This window comes from Oceanibaculum sp. (genome assembly GCF_022449305.1).
Lineage (GTDB): Bacteria > Pseudomonadota > Alphaproteobacteria > Oceanibaculales > Oceanibaculaceae > Oceanibaculum > Oceanibaculum indicum.
In genome coordinates, this window is sequence record NZ_JAKUSO010000042.1 from 1 (window position 1) to 18,417 (window position 18,417).

An 18,417-nucleotide genomic window follows, 5' to 3' on the forward strand; every position below is an offset into this window, starting at 1 on the left:
AAATATCGCCATTCGGGTTCGCATCGGCCGGCATGGCGACCGTCCTGATCTGCAGATCGCCCTTGGGCGCGCGGTCATCAGCGCTCATCTTTCCCCTCCTCTGTCGGGCCCCTGAATCCACTATATATTGTTAACCTAAAATTCCGTCACACAGGATACGCTTGAACCGTTGCCCGCTGCCGATATACTCGGCTCATGGCAGACCTTTTTCAAACGACAGCGCGCGATACCGGCGACTATACCGCCAAGGATATCGAGGTTCTCGAAGGGCTGGAGCCGGTCCGGCGCCGGCCCGGCATGTATATTGGCGGCACCGACGAGCGGGCCCTGCACCATCTGGTTGCCGAGGTGCTGGACAACGCGATGGACGAGGCGGTCGCCGGCCATGCCAACCGTATCGAGCTGGAGTTGCTGGCGGACAGCAGCGTCATTGTCCGCGACAATGGCCGCGGCATCCCGGTCGATCCGCACCCCAAATACCGCGACAAGTCGGCGCTGGAGGTCATCCTCACCACCCTGCATTCCGGCGGCAAGTTCAGCGATTCCGTCTATAAGACCGCCGGCGGCCTGCATGGCGTCGGCGTGTCGGTGGTCAATGCGCTGTCCGACCGGCTGACAGTCGAGGTCGCCCGCGAGAAGCGGCTGTACGCCCAGCATTTCAGCCGGGGCGCGCCGCAGGGGCCGCTTGAAGTCATCGGCGCCGCCCCGAACCGGCGCGGCACGACGCTGAAATTCCATCCCGATCCGGAGATTTTCGGCGAACGGGCGCGCTTCAAGCCGGCGACCCTGTACCGGCTGGCGCGCTCCAAGGCCTATCTATTCAAGGGCGTGGAAATTCGCTGGAGCTGCGACCCGGTGCTGATCACCGGCAGCGACACGACGCCGACAACCGAGACGCTGCATTTCCCCAACGGCCTTACCGACTTCCTCGGCCACGCGCTGGAAGACCGCACGCTGGTGACCGCCCAGCCCTTCACCGGCGAGGTGGAGGTGCAGAATGGCGAGACCGGCCGCGTCGAATGGGCAATCGCCTGGCCGGCCGACGAGGATGACGGCTTCCTGAATGCCTATTGCAATACCGTGCCGACCCCGCTGGGCGGCACGCATGAGCAGGGTCTGCGCACGGCGCTGCTGCGCGCGTTGAAGGCCTATGGCGAGCTGGTCGGCAACAAGCGCGCCGCGCAGATCACGGCGGACGATATTCTGGGCGGCACCGCCATCATGCTGTCGGTCTTCATCCGCGACCCGCAATTCCAGGGCCAGACCAAGGAAAAGCTGGTCTCCCAGCATGCCACCCGCCTTGTCGAGCAGGCGGTGAAGGATCGGTTCGACCATTGGCTGGCGGACCAGCCGGAACAGTCGAACCAGCTGCTGGGCTTCATCATCGACAAGGCCGAGGAGCGGCTGAAGCGCCGCCAGCAGAAGGACACCCAGCGCAAGACCGCGACCCAGCGGCTGCGCCTGCCCGGCAAGCTGGCCGATTGCACACGCACCAACCGCGAAGACACCGAAATCTTCCTGGTCGAGGGCGATTCGGCGGGCGGCTCCGCCAAGCAGGCGCGCCGGCGCGACACCCAGGCGGTGCTGCCGCTGCGCGGCAAGATCCTGAACGTCGCCTCGGCCTCCGCCGACAAGCTGCGCGGCAACCAGGAACTCTCCGACCTGCTGCTGGCGCTGGGCTGCGGCACGGGCGACCGCTATGACGAGGCGGCGCTGCGCTATGACCGTGTCATCATCATGACCGACGCCGATGTCGATGGCGCGCACATCGCTTCGCTGCTGATGACCTTCTTCTACCGCGAGATGCCGAAGCTGATCGAGAACGGCCATCTCTATCTGGCCATTCCCCCGCTCTACCGGCTGACGCAAGGGGCGGTCACGCTCTATGCGCGCGACGACAAGCACAAGGACGAGCTGATGGCCAACGGCTTCAAGGGCCGCGGCAAGATCGAGATCAGCCGCTTCAAGGGCCTGGGCGAAATGCCGTCGCAGCAGCTGAAGGAAACCACCATGGACCCGGACAAGCGCGTGCTGGTGCGGGTGACCATTCCCGACACGCGCGACGCCGAACAGCGCGACGACGCCAAGGATACCGCCCAGCTGGTGGAAAGCCTGATGGGCCGGAAGCCGGAACTGCGCCTTGCCTTCATCCAGGAAAACGCCCGCTTCGTCCGCGATCTGGACGTCTGACGGCGGCGGCATGTCCCGCGCCGACACCCGGAAACAGGAAAAGGCGGTACAGGCCGCCCTGCGCCGTGGCGGCCTGCCGCCGGAGCGGGATTTCGCCCTGCTGTTCGCCCACACATCCAATCTGCGCCGCATCCTCGGCCAGGGATCGAACGCCGCCCGCGCCCAGGACGCCGCGCGCCATCACCTCGATGCGCTCAACCGCTCGCTGCGCCAGCAGGCCGGCGCCTTCTCCCTGGAATGCACCAAGGGGTGCAGCTATTGCTGCCATAATATGGTGACGGCCAGCGCGCCCGAGATTTTCCTGCTGGCCCGGCATTTCCGCAAGGCCGCCCCGGCGCACCTGCAAAAGGCGCTGGAAAAGCTGCGCGCGGCCGACGAGGCTGGCCGCGATCTCGACCCGCGCCAGCGTTACCTCGCCCATATCGGCTGCGGGCTGCTGGACGAGAATGGCCTGTGCACTGCCTATGAGGCACGGCCAAATGTCTGCCGCACCATGGTGTCAGCCTCGGTCGCGGCCTGCCGCGCCAGCTTCGATGGCGAGCCGGCGCAAATCCCGGTGCCGAAGCCCTATGGCGCGCTGCGCACGGCCTATTCCTACACGCTGCTGGCGGCCTTGCGCGCGGAAGGTCTCGATGACCGGCTGTACGAGCTGAATCAGGCGCTGCGGACCGCACTTGAAACGGAAAATGCCGAGCGGCGCTGGCTTTCCGGCGAGGATATCTTCGCCGGCATCCAGCACGAACGGATTGATGCAGACTGCCAGCCGGAAGCAGTGCTGTTCCTGTCGGTCCTGGCGGCGGGGGCGGAAGATGGCCCCCTGCCCGCCAATCCCTGGATTACCCGCTAAGCGCCTGTCAGGCCGCGTCGAATTGGCCGAATTCCCAGTCCTTGCCGGGGGCCGCGTCGAACAGCGCCTTGGTATATTCATGCTCTGGCGCGGTGAAGACCTTGGACGCCAGGCCGTATTCCACCACCTCGCCCTTGAACATGACGGCGACCCGGTCACAGACCTGTGCTGCGACGCGCAGATCGTGGGTGATGAACAGCATGGCGAGATCGAAGCGCTTGCGCACATCGTCCAGCAGTTCCAGCACCTGTGCCTGCACCGACACATCCAGCGCTGACACCGCCTCGTCGGCAATCAGCAACTCCGGCTCCATCGCCAACGCCCGCGCAATGCAGATGCGCTGGCGCTGCCCGCCGGAGAACTGGTGCGGGAAACGGTCCACGGCGTTCGGATCGAGGCCCACCAGCTTCATCAGGTCACGCGCCCGGTCCCAGGCTTCCTTGGAGGACAGGCCGAAATTCATCGGCCCCTCGACGATGGACTGGCCGACGGTGCGGCGCGGATTGAGTGAGCGGTACGGGTCCTGGAAGACGATCTGCACCTTCTTGCGGTGCGGCCGCAGCAGGCTGGCCGGCAACGTGCCGATATCGACATTGTGCAGGTTGATCGACCCCGATGTCGGATCGATCAGCCGGACCACGCAGCGCGCCACGGTGGATTTGCCGGAGCCGGATTCGCCAACGATCCCCAGCGTCTCGCCGCGGCGGACGGTGAGATTCACCTCCTTCGCCGCATGCACCGGGTGCGCCTTCTGGAACAGGCCACCGCCACCATAGGTCTTGGAGAGGTTCGTGGTTTCCAGCACGATCGGCGCATTGCCGATGGGCTCCCGCTGCTTCGGCTTGATGCTGGGCACGGAGGAAATCAGCATGCGGGTATAGGGATGCTGCGGGTTGCGCAGGACCTGCTTCGCCTCGCCGAATTCCACCAGCTTGCCAAACTGCATGACGGCAACACGGTCGGCGATCTCCGCCACCACGCCGAAATCATGGGTGATGAACAGCACACCGGTCTGGTGGCGGCCCTGCAGATCCTTGATCAGCCGCAGGATCTGCGCCTGGGTCGTCACGTCCAGCGCGGTCGTCGGCTCGTCCGCGATCAGCAGCACCGGATCGAGGGCAAGCGCCATGGCGATCATAATGCGCTGGCGCTGCCCGCCCGACAGCTGATGCGGGTAGGAATTGCGGATACGCTCCGGGTCCGGCAGGCGCACATCCTCCATCACCGCCAGCACGCGCTCCAGCCGTTCCTGCTGGCTCATGCTGGTGTGGACGCTCAGCAGTTCGTCGATCTGGTCGCCGACCTTCATCACCGGGTTTAGCGCCGTCATCGGCTCCTGGAAGATCATCGACATGCGGCTGGCGCGCAATTCGCGCATGCGCTCCGCCGAGGCGGTCAGCAGATTCTCGCCTTCCAGCAGAATCTCGCCGGCCGTCGGTACCAGTTGCTTCTTCGGCAACAGCCCCATGACGGTATGCGCCGTCACCGACTTGCCGGAGCCCGATTCGCCGACGACGCAGAGAATCTCCTGCGGCCGCACTTCCAGGTTGATATGTTCCACCGCATTCTCGCGGTCGGCACCGCGCGGCAGGCGAACGGTCAGGTTCTTTACTTGCAGGACCGGCTTGTCGGACATCTGTTCCCTTCCATCTCCTAAACGGTTCGCGCTCGCCTGGTTCATCACCCCCGCTTCGCTGCAGGATCGCGGCGTGCGGGAGCGTTTTAATGTGCCGTCCCGGCATTTTCCGGAACGCTGATAGAACTATAGCGAAGATGTCAGGGTTTGAAGCAAGTTTGCAGCGCAAAAAATGCGAAAAGTCTGAAAAATCGACCCCCGAAAAGTGAACCGGGGTCAGCGGCTCGCATTCTGCTGGGCTTCCTGACCCATAATATCGATCCGGAAACCGCTGCCTTCTGAATGGCGCAGCACTGAATAGCGCACAATCCCGACGCCGCCCCCTTGCAGGGTTCTGGCCGCACACTCGCGGGCCTCGATCATATCACCTGCCACACGGCGGCGATTCTCGCGGAAGGAAACCACTTCAGGCGTAGAGTTCCGCGCCGACCACTCCGCTGCCAGAGCCCTGCCGATCTCCTGACGGACCAGCTCGCTGTCGCACCTGGGCAGGCCGGACGCGTAATAGCCGTCATAGAGCGACCATGACAGGCCACCCGCCACCAGGACGGCAGCGGCCACGGCCAGGCCGAACCGCCGTTTGGGAGGACGCTTGAAGAATATGTTCTTGCGGCTCATCCGAAACCCATAATGCAATGCGAGACCAAGAAGTCAGGTGGCGCAGAACCACCGTCTGGAGATCATCCTAACAAAAAATGGACATAATATGACGTCAATGTGCAGCATCCTCACTGCATCAAACAGCCTGCCGATCAACATACGATTATCAAATTAATGGAATCGGTTACATTCACAGCACCGGTGAATATTAAAAAGCAAATGGAAGAAACTTGAAAATGAACGAAATATCTAAGACGCGCTCCCGGAAATGGGCAAGTCCCGTCAATTTGCTGATACTGCTCGTGTTCATTTTCGTGGCCGGCATGGTGGCCCTCGGCAGCCACCTGTTTATGGAGCGCTCCATCGTCAAGACCGTCGAGGAGCAGGACGAGCATCTCTTCCCGCGCCTGTCCGGCGAAAGCGACGCCGTGGCCGGTATCGTCATCGAACGCGGACAGGACAGGCTGGAACTGGTCCGCCGGGACGATGGCCATCAGGGGGATGACCAGTGGGGCCTTGCCAACTGGGACGGCTATCCGGTGGATGAGGAGAAGGTCGCCGGCCTGATCGACGATCTCGCCTCCCTGCGCGGCGTCGAGACGAGCACCGACCAGATCAGCGCCGCCAACATCCCCGACCTGCGCGACCGGAACACGGCAACGGAAGTGACAGTCCGCGACAATGAGGGTGCCGTGCTTGCCGGCCTGATAATCGGCGACACCGTCGCCACGCCGGGCGGTGCCGAGATCAACAGGACCTTCGTGCAGCCGCAAGGGGCCGAGCGGGCCTGGCTGTCCGCGCGGGAAATCAGGGTGCCGGTCGATCACACGGCCTGGATCAGCCCGATCATTCTCGATATCGCGCCTGACCGCATCGCCGCGGCACAGCTACGCGATACCGATGGCAACAGGCTGGAGATCGAGCGCCAGGAGAATATGGAACAGCCCTTCAAGCCGACCAACCAGCCGGAAGGCACCCGTGTCTCCGAGCCCTGGCTGCTCACCCGCGTGGCCGCCGCGCTGGAAAAGCTGCAGATCGTCGAGGCACGAAAGGCAGACGGCACCCCTCTGCCCACCGATTCCGACACGCTGGAAGCGGAATTCAAGACGCTCGACGGATTGCGGGTAAAGCTGGCGATGGCCCATCAGGGCGATGCGACCTGGGCTGAGATCGAGGCTCAGGCCGACGATGCCAGCGCCGCGAAGCCGGAAGCCGATTCCATCAATGCCCGCACCGCCGGCTGGCACTTCCGGCTTCCCGATTTCGTCACCAAGGACCTGACGGCCAATCCCGAAGCGACGGTCCGGGAAACGGACCGCGCTCCGGAACCGGCGCAGCGGTAGGAGGTCAGCCCTGCGGCTTCTTTCCCTTAAAGAGCTGCCCCCAGATATCGTAGGCCGCCAGCCCGCAGCCGATCAGCGCCACCGCGATGAGGGCCGGTTTCAGCACCGAAAACACGATGATGCCGATGAAGCCGGTAAAGACGGCCAGCGCAACAAGGCCGAGAACACGGTCCATAGTCATGCGGGTTCCTCCTTACCGGCCATAGATCAGCTGCGGCAGCCAGTACACGATCTCCGGCACCGTGTAGAGCAGGATCATGGTGATGAACACCATCGCCACATAGGGCAGTGACCCCCGGAAAATCTGCACCAGCTGCACATAGGGCGGTGCGATGCCCTTCAGGTAATAGGCCGACATTGCCATGGGCGGTGTCAGGAAGCTGGTCTGCAGGTTAATCGCGATCAGAATGCCGAAGAACAGCGGATCGATATCGAACAGCGGCAGCAGCGGCAGGAAGATCGGCACGAAGATGATGATGATTTCCGACCATTCCAGCGGCCAGCCCAGCAGGAAGATGATGAGCTGGGCCAGGATCAGGAACTGCAGCGGCGTAAGGTCCAGCCCCTTCACGAACTCGCTGACCACATGTTCGCCGCCGAGATAAGAAAAGACCGACGAGAACACCCAGGACCCGACGAACAGCCAGCACACCATCGCCGTGGTCCGGACCGTCAGATAGACCGATTCCTGCAGCCGCCGCCAGGTCAGCGCCCGGTAGGCAACAGCCAGCAGAAGGCCGCCGAGGGCGCCGATCGCCGCCGCCTCCGACGGGGTGGCAAGGCCGAACAGAATCGCCCCCAGCACCGACAGGATCAGGAAGGCCAGCGGGAAGAAGGAGGTCAGCAGCATCAGCAGGATCTTCGTGATCGGCACGTCCTCCTGCTTCTCCGGTTTTGGGGCCAGCTTCGGCTGCATCCAGGCGCGCACGAGAATGTAGAGCAGGTACATGCCGGCCAGCGTAAAGCCCGGCAGCAGCGCGCCGGCATATAGCCGGACGATGGAAACGCCCGAGGTCGCGGCATAGACGATCAGCATGATCGAGGGCGGGATCAGGATGCCCAGCGTGCCGCCGGCGCAGATCACGCCGGAGGCGAAGCTGGTATCATAGCGCGCCTTCAGCATGGCCGGGAAGGCCAGCAGCCCCATCAGCGTCACCACGGCGCCGACGATGCCGGTCGCGGTGGCGAACAGCGCGCAGGTGATCAGCGCGGCGACCGCCATCGACCCCGGCACCCGCCGGGTCGCCAGGGCCAGCGTCTGGAACAGCCGGTCCACGATGTTCGCCCGTTCGACGATATATCCCATGAACAGGAACAGCGGTATCGCCGTCAGCACATCGTTCGACATGACCGAATAGGTCTGGTTGACGAACAAATCGAAGATGCGGTTGTCGAAGATCGTCCGCATCCGCTCGGCATCGAAATAGGCGTAGTAGCCAAAGCCGATGCCCATGGCCATCAGCGTGAAGGCAATCGGGAAACCCAGCATGATGATGAGGATGAAGATCCCCAGCATCATGATCGCAATGAAGGGATCGCTCATGACCGGTCCACCTTCGGCGTGACGACATCAATGGCTTCGCTGCCGTGCTTCAGGGCAGCCGCCCCTTCCTTTTGCAGCACTGTTTCAAGCTCCTCCACATCGGCTTCGCGTTCGGGCCAGGCGCCACGCTGGATCGTCAGGATGCAGCGGAACACCTGGGCGATCCCCTGGATCGTCAGCAGGATGCCGGCGGCGATGATGACACTCTTGAACTGATAGATCGGGATGTTGGCGGGGCTCATGGTGCTGACTTCGAGATAGCGCCAGGAGCGCCCGGCATATTTCCAGCCGGCGAAGATCAGCGCCAGCACACCGGGAAAGAAGAAGAAGAAATACAGCACCAGCTCGACCTTCGCCTGGGTCGCCGGCTTCCAAAGCCGATAGACGAAGTCGCCGCGCACATGGCCGTCGCGCGACAGCGTGTAGGCGCCGGCAATCATGAACATGGTGCCGTACATCATGTAGGTGAGGTCGAAGGCCCAGACCGTGGGAGCATTCAGGACATAACGGACGAAGACCTCATAGCCTACCCCCAGCGCCATCACCATGACGCACCAGGCAAACACCTTGCCGAACCACGCCGACAGCTTGTCGGCGAACCGAATATACTGCTCCATAAATCCGCTCGCGCTATACCGTTCGGGACCAGGGCGTCGTCCCGTTCGACGGCAGAAAAGTCCGGCCCGAAGGCCGGACTTTCCGCACTCCTACACCCAGATGGCCGATCAGAAGTTGATCTTGCCCGGGAAATAATGCTGGTAGGCCAGCTTGTAGTCCGGCGCGTTCATCAGATCGTAGAACACCACGCGCTCGCACCAGGCCTTCTGGCTGTCCACGACCTTCTTGAAGTACGCGTCCTTCATCAGCGGCGGCAGGATCTTGTCCCAGGCCGCCAGCTGCGCCTTCAGCACCGATTCCGGGGTGCGCTTCACATTCACCCCATGGTCCTTCTGCAGCTTGTCCAGATCCTGGGAATACTGGTGCATCGCCAGCGCATAATTGGCAGTGCTGGCCGCCTCGACGGCATAACGCAGAACCGCCTGCAGATCCGGCGGCAAGCTCTCATACTTCCGCTTGGAGAAGATGAACTCGAAGCTCTCGCTCGCCTGATGGTAGGAGGACAGCATGTAGTTCTTGGCCACGTCCTGCGAACCGAAGCGCATGTCCGAGGTCGGGTTGTTGAACTCGAACGCGTCGATCACGCCGCGCTCCATCGCCGGCACGATTTCGCCGCCCGGCAGCTGCGCAACGCTGGCGCCCATGGCCTGGAACAGATCGGCGGCCAGACCCACGGTGCGGTACTTCATACCCTTCACCTGATCGGCATTCTCGATCGGCTTCTTGAACCAGCCGAAGGGCTGCGCCGGCATCGGGAAGCCCATGAAGCCAACGATATCGAGGCCGAGAATGTCCTGCGTCAGCTCGCGATAGAACTCATTGCCGCCACCATGATACATCCAGGCGATCATCTGCGCCGCATTGGCACCGAACACCGGGCCGGTCCCGAACAGCGAGGCCGCCTTGTTCTTGCCGTACCAGTACACCGGCACCGAATGGGCCGCGTCCAGAATGCCGTCATGGCAGGCATCCTGCACCTGGAAGGCGGCGACCACCGCACCCGCCGGCAGCAGATCGATCTTCAGCCGGCCGCCGGACATTGCCTCGACACGCTCGACATACTGCTTTGCCATTTCCTGGAAAATATCCGAGGACGGCCAGGACGACTGCATCTTCAGCACGATTGGCGCCTGCGCCAGAACGGCCGGAGCCGCAAGGCTGCCGACACCGGCAACGGCACCTGCCGTGGCCGCGGTCGCAACCGTCGTGTTCTTCAGGAAATTGCGACGCGAGGTCGCCTTGTTAACGCTTTCCATAGTCTCTTACCTCCCTGTTTATCGTCGGCTGGCATGTTCACCATCCGCACCATCCTTTTTGAATGGCATTGTTTTTTAACGCATTTTGTTCGCCAGGCTTCTCCGTCGGGTCACGCGGCCGGATGGTCAAGTGGACATACCACTTGCATTAGACTTGCCTAAGTTCGTCCCGGCCAGCAACAAAAAAACGCGGGGCCGAAGCCCCGCGCAGAAATAATTCCATATTGTGGAAAATTGAAATCAGACCCGCTTCGCCAGTCTCGGGTCCAGCGTGTCGCGCAGACCATCGCCTAGAATGTTCACTGCCAGCACGGTCAGCGACAGGAAGATGCCCGGGAACAGGATGATCCACGGGGCCAGCTGGAAATAGACCCGCCCCTCGGCCATGATGTTGCCCCAGGTCGGGATTTCCGGCGGGATGCCGGCGCCCAGGAAACTGAGGATGGCCTCCGTCAGCATCGCCGAGGCGCAGATATAGGTGCCCTGCACGATCAGCGGTGCAAAGGTGTTCGGCATGACATGGCGGATCAGGATCAGCGGCAGCGGTGTGCCGATGGAGATCGCCGCCTCGACATAGGGCTCCTCCCGGATCGACAGCACGACCGAGCGCACCAGGCGCACGACGCGCGGAATCTCCGGGATGGTGATCGCCACCATGACGGTCAGTAGCGAGGCGCCGGACAGGGAGACCAGGGCAATCGCCAGCAGGATACCGGGAATCGCCATGAGGCCGTCCATGATCCGCATCACGATGGCATCCACGATGCGGAAATAGCCGGAGATCAGGCCGACGAACAGCCCGATGGCAATGCTCAGCACCGCAGCGCCAATGCCGACGATCAGCGATATCCTGGCACCATAGATGATGCGGGAATAGATATCGCGACCAAAAGCATCGGTCCCCAGGAACCAGTCGGTGAAGGGCTTCTTCAGGCGCGTCAGCGGATCGAGATGAACCGGGTCCACCGTCCCCAGGAACGGCGCGAAGATCGCCACGAAGACCATGATCGCCAGGATGACGCCGCCGACGATCACGCCCGGGTTGCGCAGCGCCTGCCGGAAGATCGCCTGGGCCGGTTTGGCCGGCGCAGCGTCGATCGGCGCGGTTTCGGTTTGCACGGCCATCAGTATCGTATCCTCGGGTCAAACAGCGTGTAGCTGAGATCGATCACCAGGTTCACGATCACATAGACGAAGGCGAAGATCAGGATGATGCCCTGGATCACCGGATAGTCCCGCGCCAGCACGGCATCCACGGTCAATCGGCCAAGCCCCGGCAGGTTGAACACGCTTTCGGTCACCACCACGCCGCTGATCAGCAGCGCGATACCGATGCCGATGATGGTGACGATGGGCACCGCCGCGTTGCGCAGCGCGTGCACCAGCAGCACCCGCTTTTCGGTCAGCCCCTTGGCGCGGGCGGTCCGGATGTAATCCTCGTCGAGAATTTCCAGCACGCTGGCCCGGGTGATACGGGCGATCAGCGCGATATAGATGACGCTCAGGGTCAGCGTCGGCAGGATCAGCCGCTCGAAGAACGGCCAGAAGCCGTTGGCGATCGGCCGGTAGCCCTGCACCGGCAGCCAGCGCAGGTTGATCGAAATGCCGTAGATCCAGAGATACCCCAGAACGAAAACCGGTACCGAGAAGCCGATGACCGAGAACATCATGATCGCCCGGTCGATCCAGGTACCGTGTTTCCAGGCCGCGATCACGCCCATCGGCACCGCGACGAGAACGGCAAAGATGATCGTCGTCGTGGCCAGCGCCAGTGTCGGCTCCAGCCGTTGCAGCACCATCGTCCCCACGGATGTATTGGAGAGGATCGAGGTGCCGAAATCGCCCTGCAGCAGCCGGAACACCCAGTCGAAGAACTGGAGGTAGATCGGCAGGTTGAGCCCCAGGCGTTCCCGAATCGCTTCAAGTTCGGCCGGGGTGGCGGCATCGCCTGCAATGATCGCCGCCGGGTCGCCCGGCGTCAGCCTGAGCAGCAGGAAGACGACGAGCGCCACCACCCCCATGACGGGGATGGTGGCCAGGATGCGCCGACTAATGAAAGCAAACATCGTCGGTTTTTCTTTTCTTCTGATTTTTCAAGATAAAGCCCTAAGCCGTTTTAGCCCTTGGTCTTTTCGATGTTCCAGAAGAACGGTGCCGGGCCGTCAAGCACGCCCTTCACCACGCCCTTGCGCCAGGCGCTGACGGTGAAGAACTGACCCAGCGGCAGGTTCGGGATGGTCTGCCAGGAACGCTTGTTCATCTCCTCGGCAAGCGCCTTCTGCTTTGCCGGATCGGTCTCGCGGGCATAGGCATCCTTCAGCTTCTCCATCTCGGCATCTTCGTACCAGCCGAACCAGCCACCCTGCTTGCCACGACCGCTGATGCCGAGGTTGGCAACCGGGCTCATCAGGTCCGGGCCGACCCAGGTGGTGATGAACATGTTCCAGCCGCCCTGCGCGACCGGATCCTGCTTGGCGCGGCGGCCCACCAGGGTCTGCCAGTCCATCGCCTGCAGATCGACCTTGAAGCCGGCCTGACGCATCGCCTGGGCGACGATCGGCGGATGGCTGGACAGCGTCGCCACGTCGGTCGGATGCATGACCAGCACCGGGGTGCCGTCATAGCCCGCTTCCTTCAGCAGGGCCTTCGCCTTGTCGATATTGCCGACCATCATGCCTTCGGAACCGGCCTCGGTGCCAAGCGGCGTGCCGCATACGAACTGCGACTTGCACAGCTTGTAGTACTTCTCGTTGTCGCCCATCATACCGACCATCACATCCTTCTGATTGATGGCATAGGCGAGCGCCTGCAGCACCTTCGGGTTGTTGAAGGGCGGGTGGATGTGGTTCGGGCGCAGCATGACCATGCTGCCCAGCTCGTTGATGGTGCGCATCTCGATGCCGTCATCGGCTTCGAGCAGCGGCAGCAGGTCGGTCGGCGGGTTCTCGATATAGTCGATCTCACCGCTGATCAGCGCGTTCGCCGCCGTCATGTGGTCCGGCATGGTGACCCACTCGACGCGGTCCACCTTGGCGACCTTGCCGCCGGCGGCCCAGCTCGGCGCCTCGGAGCGCGGCTTGTAGTCGCCGAACTTGGCGTAGACCGCCTTCACGCCCGGCTGGAAATCAGCCGCAACCCAGGTGAAGGGACCGGAGCCGATCTGTTCCGGCATCGGCTCGGACGGCGGCGTCTCGGCCAGCTTCTTCGGCACGATGAACGGCACGTTGGAGCTGGGCTTGGACAGCGACGCCATGACGAGGCCATAGGGCTCCTTCAGGACGATGTCGAAGCTCTTGTCGCTGGTGGCCTTCATCTCCTTCACGAAGTCCATCAGCTTCTGGCCCATGCCGTCGCGCTTGCCCCAGCGCTGCAGCGAGGCCACGGCATCCTCGGCCTTGACCGGGGCGCCATCATGGAACTTCAGCCCGTCGCGCAGGGTGATGGTGTAGGTCAGGCCGTCGGCGCTGACCTTGTAGCCCTCGGCCATCTGCGGCGTGACTTCCTGCTTTTCGTTCAGGGCGAAAAGCGTGTCGTAGATCATGTAGCCATGGTTACGAGACATGTAGGCCGTGGTCATGATCGGGTCGAGCACGCGCAAGCTGGAGTGCTTGACCACGCGCAGGACCGATTCGGCCGAGACCGGGGCGGCGTTCGCCAGCAGCATCGGCGCGCTCAGCGCGACGACGGCACAAGCCCCTTTCAGCATGTGATGGAGTTTCATTGTGATATGTCCTTTCCTGTTCAACTTTTTTAGCTATCGCGGCTTTTGCCGGTTCGACGCTTCCCCGCCACCAAGGCGAAAACCGTGCCAACTCGGCAGTACCGCGAAATTTTTATAAGCAACTGATTTTATTAGATTAGCCGTACTCCTTCTCACCGTTTCGGCAGCTACTGCCTGTTTATTGCCCGCATCATGCACGGGCCTGCCCTCATACGAGGCAGTTCACCCTCGACTGCATCACTGTTGGGCAGTCGATGGCAAGAGCGTATCGTCATTCATCCGGTCCAGCGGGTAAATAGGCCGCCGCAACCGCTCGAACGTCAGGATGCTGTTGTCCGAGGTCGTCACCCCGTGGCCGTCACAGGTGATCGTCGCCTTGCCCAGCCCGGCGAATCCCGCGCGGTAATGGATGCGGCTCTTCAGCACCAGATAGCGCTTGTGTTCCGGCTCGATGCCGACGGAGCGGAACACGCCGGTATCCCAAGGCTCGTGATGGCGCGAGACGATGACGATCTGCACCTTGCCGGTATCCAGCACCGCCGTCGGCCCCATCCGCACCGTCACGCCGGTGTACATCGGGCCGTGCACCACCCATTCGCCATCGGTCAGCGTCTTCACCTTGCCGGTGATCTCCAGCGGCTCGCCCTTCAGGCCGATGGACGGCATATCGGTCCTGCCACCCAGCCTGATGGTGACAGTGGCGCCGATACCGGCTTTCGCCATGTCCTGTACCGCTGCCGGGTCCCAGACCGCCGCGACAGCGACATCCTCAAGCCCCTGGCGAATCACCTCGGCGATCACCGTCATCACATCCTGCGTGCCGCCGGAGCCGGTATTGTCGGCATGGTCGAGCAGCAGCACCGGGCCGTCGGTCAGCGTCTTGGCGCGGGCGACCGCCTGCTCCAGCGGTTCATGCTGATAGATGAAGGTCTCGCGGGCCTTCCAGGCCGCCTGGCCGATCTCCTCACAGGCCGCACCGGCCTTTTCCCTGTCGCCATCTGCCACCACGATGACCGAGGTGCCGGCATCGCGGATGTCGGCCATCGGAAAGCCGCCAAACACGCTGGCCGCCAGGATGCCCGGCTGTGCCTCCGCCGCGCGCGCCATGGCGATCAGCGACTTCATCGGCTCGTCATCCGTGCCCTGCTTCAGGGTCTGGGACAGCAGCGGTAGGCTGCGCCACGCCATCACCGGGCGGCACTTGCTCTCCATGCTGTCCAGCACGACACGGCCGATCTGCTCAGCAACCTCGTACATATCGACATGCGGATAGGTCTTGTAGCCGATCAACGCCGTGCAATTGTCGATCATGCGCTGGGTCAGGTTGGTGTGCAGGTCCAGCGTGACGGCAATCGGCACATCGGGTGCGATCTCGCGGATGCGGGCCAGAAGCTCCCCTTCCCCATCCTCGTGATCGACCGTAACCATGGCGCCGTGCAGGTCTAGCAGCACGCCATCGCAGCCCTTGGCGACTTCCTCGCAGATGGCGCCAGCCATCCGCTCATAGGCATCGCGTTCTACCGGGCCGGAGGGCATCGCCTCCGCCGCCATCGGGATGGTGAACTCGGCGCCGCGCTCGCGCGCCAGCTTCATGTAGGCACCCAGCGGCATCGCCGTCTTCTCGAAGGCCTTGCGGGCCTCATCGCCGGCGAAGGCACCCCAGTCCTGGAACCGCGCCCAGTCGGTCCGCAGCGGGGAGAAGGTGTTGGTCTCGTGCTTCATCATGCCGAGGACGAGACGCATACCTTGGGTCTCCTGTTTTTCGCCAGTTGGAAAATAAGACTGCCCGCTCCGCCTGCCCGGTACAATATTGTACCGGACCGGACATTTACGCTGGCAGGTTGCAAACGCTCCTTACTGCCCGGCCTTCGCCTCGTTCAGAATGTCGAGCGGATAGATCGGCCGCCGGACATGTTTGAACTCCAGCTGGTTGTAGTCCGAGGTGCAGACGCCGACGCCGGCGCATTCCACCACATCCTTCATGATCGGCTTGAAGCCAGCGCGCCAGTGCACGCGGCTCTTCAGGCACAGATAGCGCTTGGCCAGCGGATCGATGCCCAGGCTGTAGAAGCAGTTGAGGTCGTTCGGCTCCTGATGGCGCGAGATCACGACGATCTCCACCTTGCCGGTATCGAACACGGCGGTCGGCCCCATATCGTTCAGGATGCCGGTGCCCATCGGCCCGCGGTTGCGGAACTCGCCATTGGTCAGCACGCGCACCGTGCCGGTGACTTCCAGCGGCTCGCTGACCGCATCCGCGGCCAGCAGCGGCATCTTGATCTTGCCGCCCAGCTTCAGCGTCAGCTTCGCGCCAATGCCGGCCTTGATCATCTGCTGCACAGCTTCGGGATCATGAATGGCGAAGAAGGCGACATTCTCCAGCCCCTGCCGGATGATCTCGCCCAGCACGGCGGTGGTGTCCATCGTGCCGCCCGACGCCGCATTGTCAAAATGGTCGAGCAGCACCACCGGACCGTCGCTCATCTTCTTGGCGCGCGCCACCGATTCGCCCAGCGGCTCCAGCTTGTAGACAAAGGCCTCGCGCTCGTCCCAGGCGAAGTCCAGCAGCTCGTCGAGATATTTCTGCGCCAGTGCCTTGTCGCCATCGGTCACCACCACCGCCGACAGGCCGGCATTGTGGATGTCGGCATGCGGAAAGCCGGTGAACAGGGTCGCAGCCAGCGCGCCGCCGGTGGTTTCCATCTCGCGGGCGCGGATCTGCAGTTCCTTGTTCGGGAAATCGTCGGTGCCCTGGCGCATCACATGCGGCAGCATCGGCCGGTTGCCCCAGGCCATGACCGGATTGGCCTTGCCCTTCAGCTTGGCGATCACCGGCAGCGCCGCGCGCGTGCCGGTCTCGTACACGTCGATATGCGGATAGGTCTGGTAGCCGGCGACCGAGGTCGCGTTATCGATGATCTCCGAATAGAGGTTGGTGTGCATGTCCAATGCTACGGCGATCGGCGTATCCGGTGCGATCTCGCGCAGCGCCTTGATCAGCTGACCCTCGCCATCCTCGAAGCTCTCGGTCACCATCGCGCCATGCAGGTCGAGCAGGATGGCGTCGTATTTGCGCGCCTTCGCCGCCGCGATGATCTTGCCGGTCATGTAATTGTAGGCGTCATCCTGCACCGGGCCGGAGGGCCAGGCCTGGCCGGCGACCGGAATGTCGTAGGTGGCCCCCTCCTTCTCCGCGATGTCGATGAAGGCGGCCAGCGCACTCTGCGTACCGCGATAGGCATCCACCGCATCCTGACCTTCCGGCGGCGTGCCCCGGCCACGGGCGAACCGCTCCAGCGGCGTCGGCACCGGGGAGAAGGTGTTCGTCTCGTGTTTCATCATCGCCAGCAAGAAATGCATCGAAACGAACCCCCGTTCAGCCGTTTTGTTTTTTGATAGGCGGGGATATGCAAACTTTCTTTACAACTCTCGTCAACCCCTCCCGTGCTAAATTACTAAAGCCGTATGGAATCCTCCTGACTCACGGGTTAGTGTGGCGTCTCACAAGAAGCCGGCCAGCGGAGGAAGCGCGCCATGAGGATCACCCGGATTTCCGCCTATCAGATCGATCTTCCGCTGCATGAGGGCAGCTACAAATGGGCGGATGGCAAGTCGGTTGAGGTGTTCGATTCCACCGTGGTCGCCATCGAGACCGATGCGGGGATTACCGGCCATGGCGAGGTCTGCCCGCTGGGGCCGGCCTATCTGCCGGCCTATGCCAATGGCGCGCGCACCGGCATCCGCGAGCTGGCACCGAAGCTGATCGGGCTCGACCCGCGCGATCTAGGCACCATCAACCGCGTCATGGACCAGGCAATGCGCGGGCACCCCTATGTGAAATCGCCGCTCGACATCGCCTGCTGGGACATTCTGGGCCAGGCCACCGGGCTGCCTGTGGTGACGCTGCTGGGCGGCCGCTGCGGCGAGGATGTCCTGCTCTACCGCGCGATCTCGCAGGACACGCCCGACGCGATGGCCGCCAATGTCGCCGGCTACCGGGCGGAGGGTTACACCAAGTTCCAGCTGAAGGTGGGCGGCTACGCCGACACCGATATCGCCCGTATCCATGCCGTCTCGAAAAAGCTGCTGCCCGGCGATGTGCTGATCGCCGACGCCAATACCGGATGGCTGATGCATGAGGCGGCGCGCGTCGTCGAGGGCGTGCGCGATGTCGATGTCTATATCGAACAGCCCTGCCCGTCCTATGAGGAGTGCCTGGCGATCCGCCGCCGCACGCCAAAGCCCTTCATCCTGGACGAGGTGATCGACGGGCTGCCCGCCGTGCTGCGCGGCGCATCGGACCTCGCCATGGACGTCATCAACCTGAAGATTTCCAAGGTCGGCGGGCTGACCAAGGCGCGGCAGATCCGCGATCTGTGCCTGTCGCTCGGCATCGCCATGACCATCGAGGACACCTGGGGCGGTGACATCACCACCGCTGCCATCGCCCATCTCGCCCACTCGACCCCGGCGGACTTCCTGTTCTCGGCGACCGACTTCAACTCCTACGTCACCGTCTCGCTGGCCGAGGGCGCGCCGCAGCGCCAGCACGGCCGCATGAGCGCCTCCCCCGCGCCGGGACTGGGCGTCCTGCCGCGCAGGGAAGTGCTGGGCGCGCCCGTGTTCAGCGTGGGGTGAGTTAGAGAGGGTTGCTTTCCAGAGA

15 protein-coding genes are annotated in these 18,417 nt (G+C 63.2%); 4 read left to right on the top strand and 11 right to left on the bottom strand.

The features are described from left to right. Positions 1-195: 195 nt before the first annotated feature. Positions 196-2,190 (top strand): DNA topoisomerase IV subunit B, encoded by a 1,995-nt coding sequence (gene parE, locus MK313_RS12530; RefSeq protein ID WP_287781896.1) that lies wholly within the window; start codon positions 196-198, stop codon positions 2,188-2,190. 10 nt (positions 2,191-2,200) lie between these two features. Further along, complete coding sequence (locus tag MK313_RS12535; protein ID WP_287781897.1) at positions 2,201-3,037, top strand: YkgJ family cysteine cluster protein; 837 nt, start codon at positions 2,201-2,203, stop codon at positions 3,035-3,037. A gap of 7 nt (positions 3,038-3,044) precedes the next feature. Here MK313_RS12535 and MK313_RS12540 read toward each other — a convergent pair whose 3' ends face one another. Both MK313_RS12540 and MK313_RS12545 read right to left on the bottom strand, forming a co-directional pair. Next, positions 3,045-4,673, bottom strand: coding sequence for an ABC transporter ATP-binding protein (locus MK313_RS12540; RefSeq protein WP_008943664.1), 1,629 nt, complete (start codon positions 4,671-4,673; stop codon positions 3,045-3,047). A 216-nt stretch (positions 4,674-4,889) separates the two neighbouring features. Then, on the bottom strand, positions 4,890-5,291 hold the full coding sequence (locus MK313_RS12545) for a hypothetical protein (RefSeq protein WP_121218062.1): 402 nt from the start codon (positions 5,289-5,291) through the stop codon (positions 4,890-4,892). 284 nt (positions 5,292-5,575) lie between these two features. On the opposite strand from MK313_RS12545, the gene MK313_RS12550 reads away from it, so the two are divergent. Then, complete coding sequence (locus MK313_RS12550) at positions 5,576-6,616, top strand: DUF4340 domain-containing protein (protein WP_287781898.1); 1,041 nt, start codon at positions 5,576-5,578, stop codon at positions 6,614-6,616. Between the two features lie 4 nt (positions 6,617-6,620). Here MK313_RS12550 and MK313_RS12555 read toward each other — a convergent pair whose 3' ends face one another. From MK313_RS12555 to MK313_RS12595, 9 genes are all read right to left on the bottom strand, one after another. Beyond that, positions 6,621-6,797 carry a hypothetical protein gene (locus MK313_RS12555; protein WP_287781899.1) on the bottom strand — a complete coding sequence of 59 codons (177 nt, stop codon included), beginning with the start codon at positions 6,795-6,797 and terminating at the stop codon, positions 6,621-6,623. A 12-nt stretch (positions 6,798-6,809) separates the two neighbouring features. Beyond that, complete coding sequence (locus tag MK313_RS12560; RefSeq protein WP_008943668.1) at positions 6,810-8,159, bottom strand: TRAP transporter large permease; 1,350 nt, start codon at positions 8,157-8,159, stop codon at positions 6,810-6,812. Continuing rightward, positions 8,156-8,776, bottom strand: a complete 621-nt coding sequence (locus MK313_RS12565) for a TRAP transporter small permease subunit (RefSeq protein ID WP_121218068.1) — start codon at positions 8,774-8,776, stop codon at positions 8,156-8,158. The genes MK313_RS12560 and MK313_RS12565 overlap by 4 nt, the downstream gene beginning before the upstream one ends. Positions 8,777-8,884: 108 nt before the next feature. Then, positions 8,885-10,033: a TRAP transporter substrate-binding protein gene (locus tag MK313_RS12570; protein WP_008943670.1), complete on the bottom strand. Its 1,149-nt coding sequence runs from the start codon at positions 10,031-10,033 to the stop codon at positions 8,885-8,887. Between the two features lie 240 nt (positions 10,034-10,273). Beyond that, on the bottom strand, positions 10,274-11,158 hold the full coding sequence (locus MK313_RS12575; protein ID WP_008943671.1) for an ABC transporter permease: 885 nt from the start codon (positions 11,156-11,158) through the stop codon (positions 10,274-10,276). Beyond that, complete coding sequence (locus MK313_RS12580) at positions 11,158-12,099, bottom strand: ABC transporter permease (RefSeq protein WP_008943672.1); 942 nt, start codon at positions 12,097-12,099, stop codon at positions 11,158-11,160. The genes MK313_RS12575 and MK313_RS12580 overlap by 1 nt, the downstream gene beginning before the upstream one ends. A 50-nt stretch (positions 12,100-12,149) precedes the next feature. Continuing rightward, entirely contained in the window at positions 12,150-13,754 is a 1,605-nt protein-coding gene (locus tag MK313_RS12585) for an ABC transporter substrate-binding protein (protein ID WP_244922218.1), read from the bottom strand. A gap of 237 nt (positions 13,755-13,991) precedes the next feature. Then, on the bottom strand, positions 13,992-15,497 hold the full coding sequence (locus MK313_RS12590) for a M81 family metallopeptidase (RefSeq protein ID WP_287781900.1): 1,506 nt from the start codon (positions 15,495-15,497) through the stop codon (positions 13,992-13,994). 111 nt (positions 15,498-15,608) lie between these two features. Next, the gene (locus MK313_RS12595; protein ID WP_287781901.1) at positions 15,609-17,114 is read right to left on the bottom strand and encodes a M81 family metallopeptidase; all 1,506 of its coding nucleotides are present in this window, start codon (positions 17,112-17,114) and stop codon (positions 15,609-15,611) included. A 174-nt stretch (positions 17,115-17,288) separates the two neighbouring features. On the opposite strand from MK313_RS12595, the gene MK313_RS12600 reads away from it, so the two are divergent. Beyond that, positions 17,289-18,392: a cis-3-hydroxy-L-proline dehydratase gene (locus tag MK313_RS12600; protein WP_287781902.1), complete on the top strand. Its 1,104-nt coding sequence runs from the start codon at positions 17,289-17,291 to the stop codon at positions 18,390-18,392. Positions 18,393-18,417 lie beyond the last annotated feature (25 nt).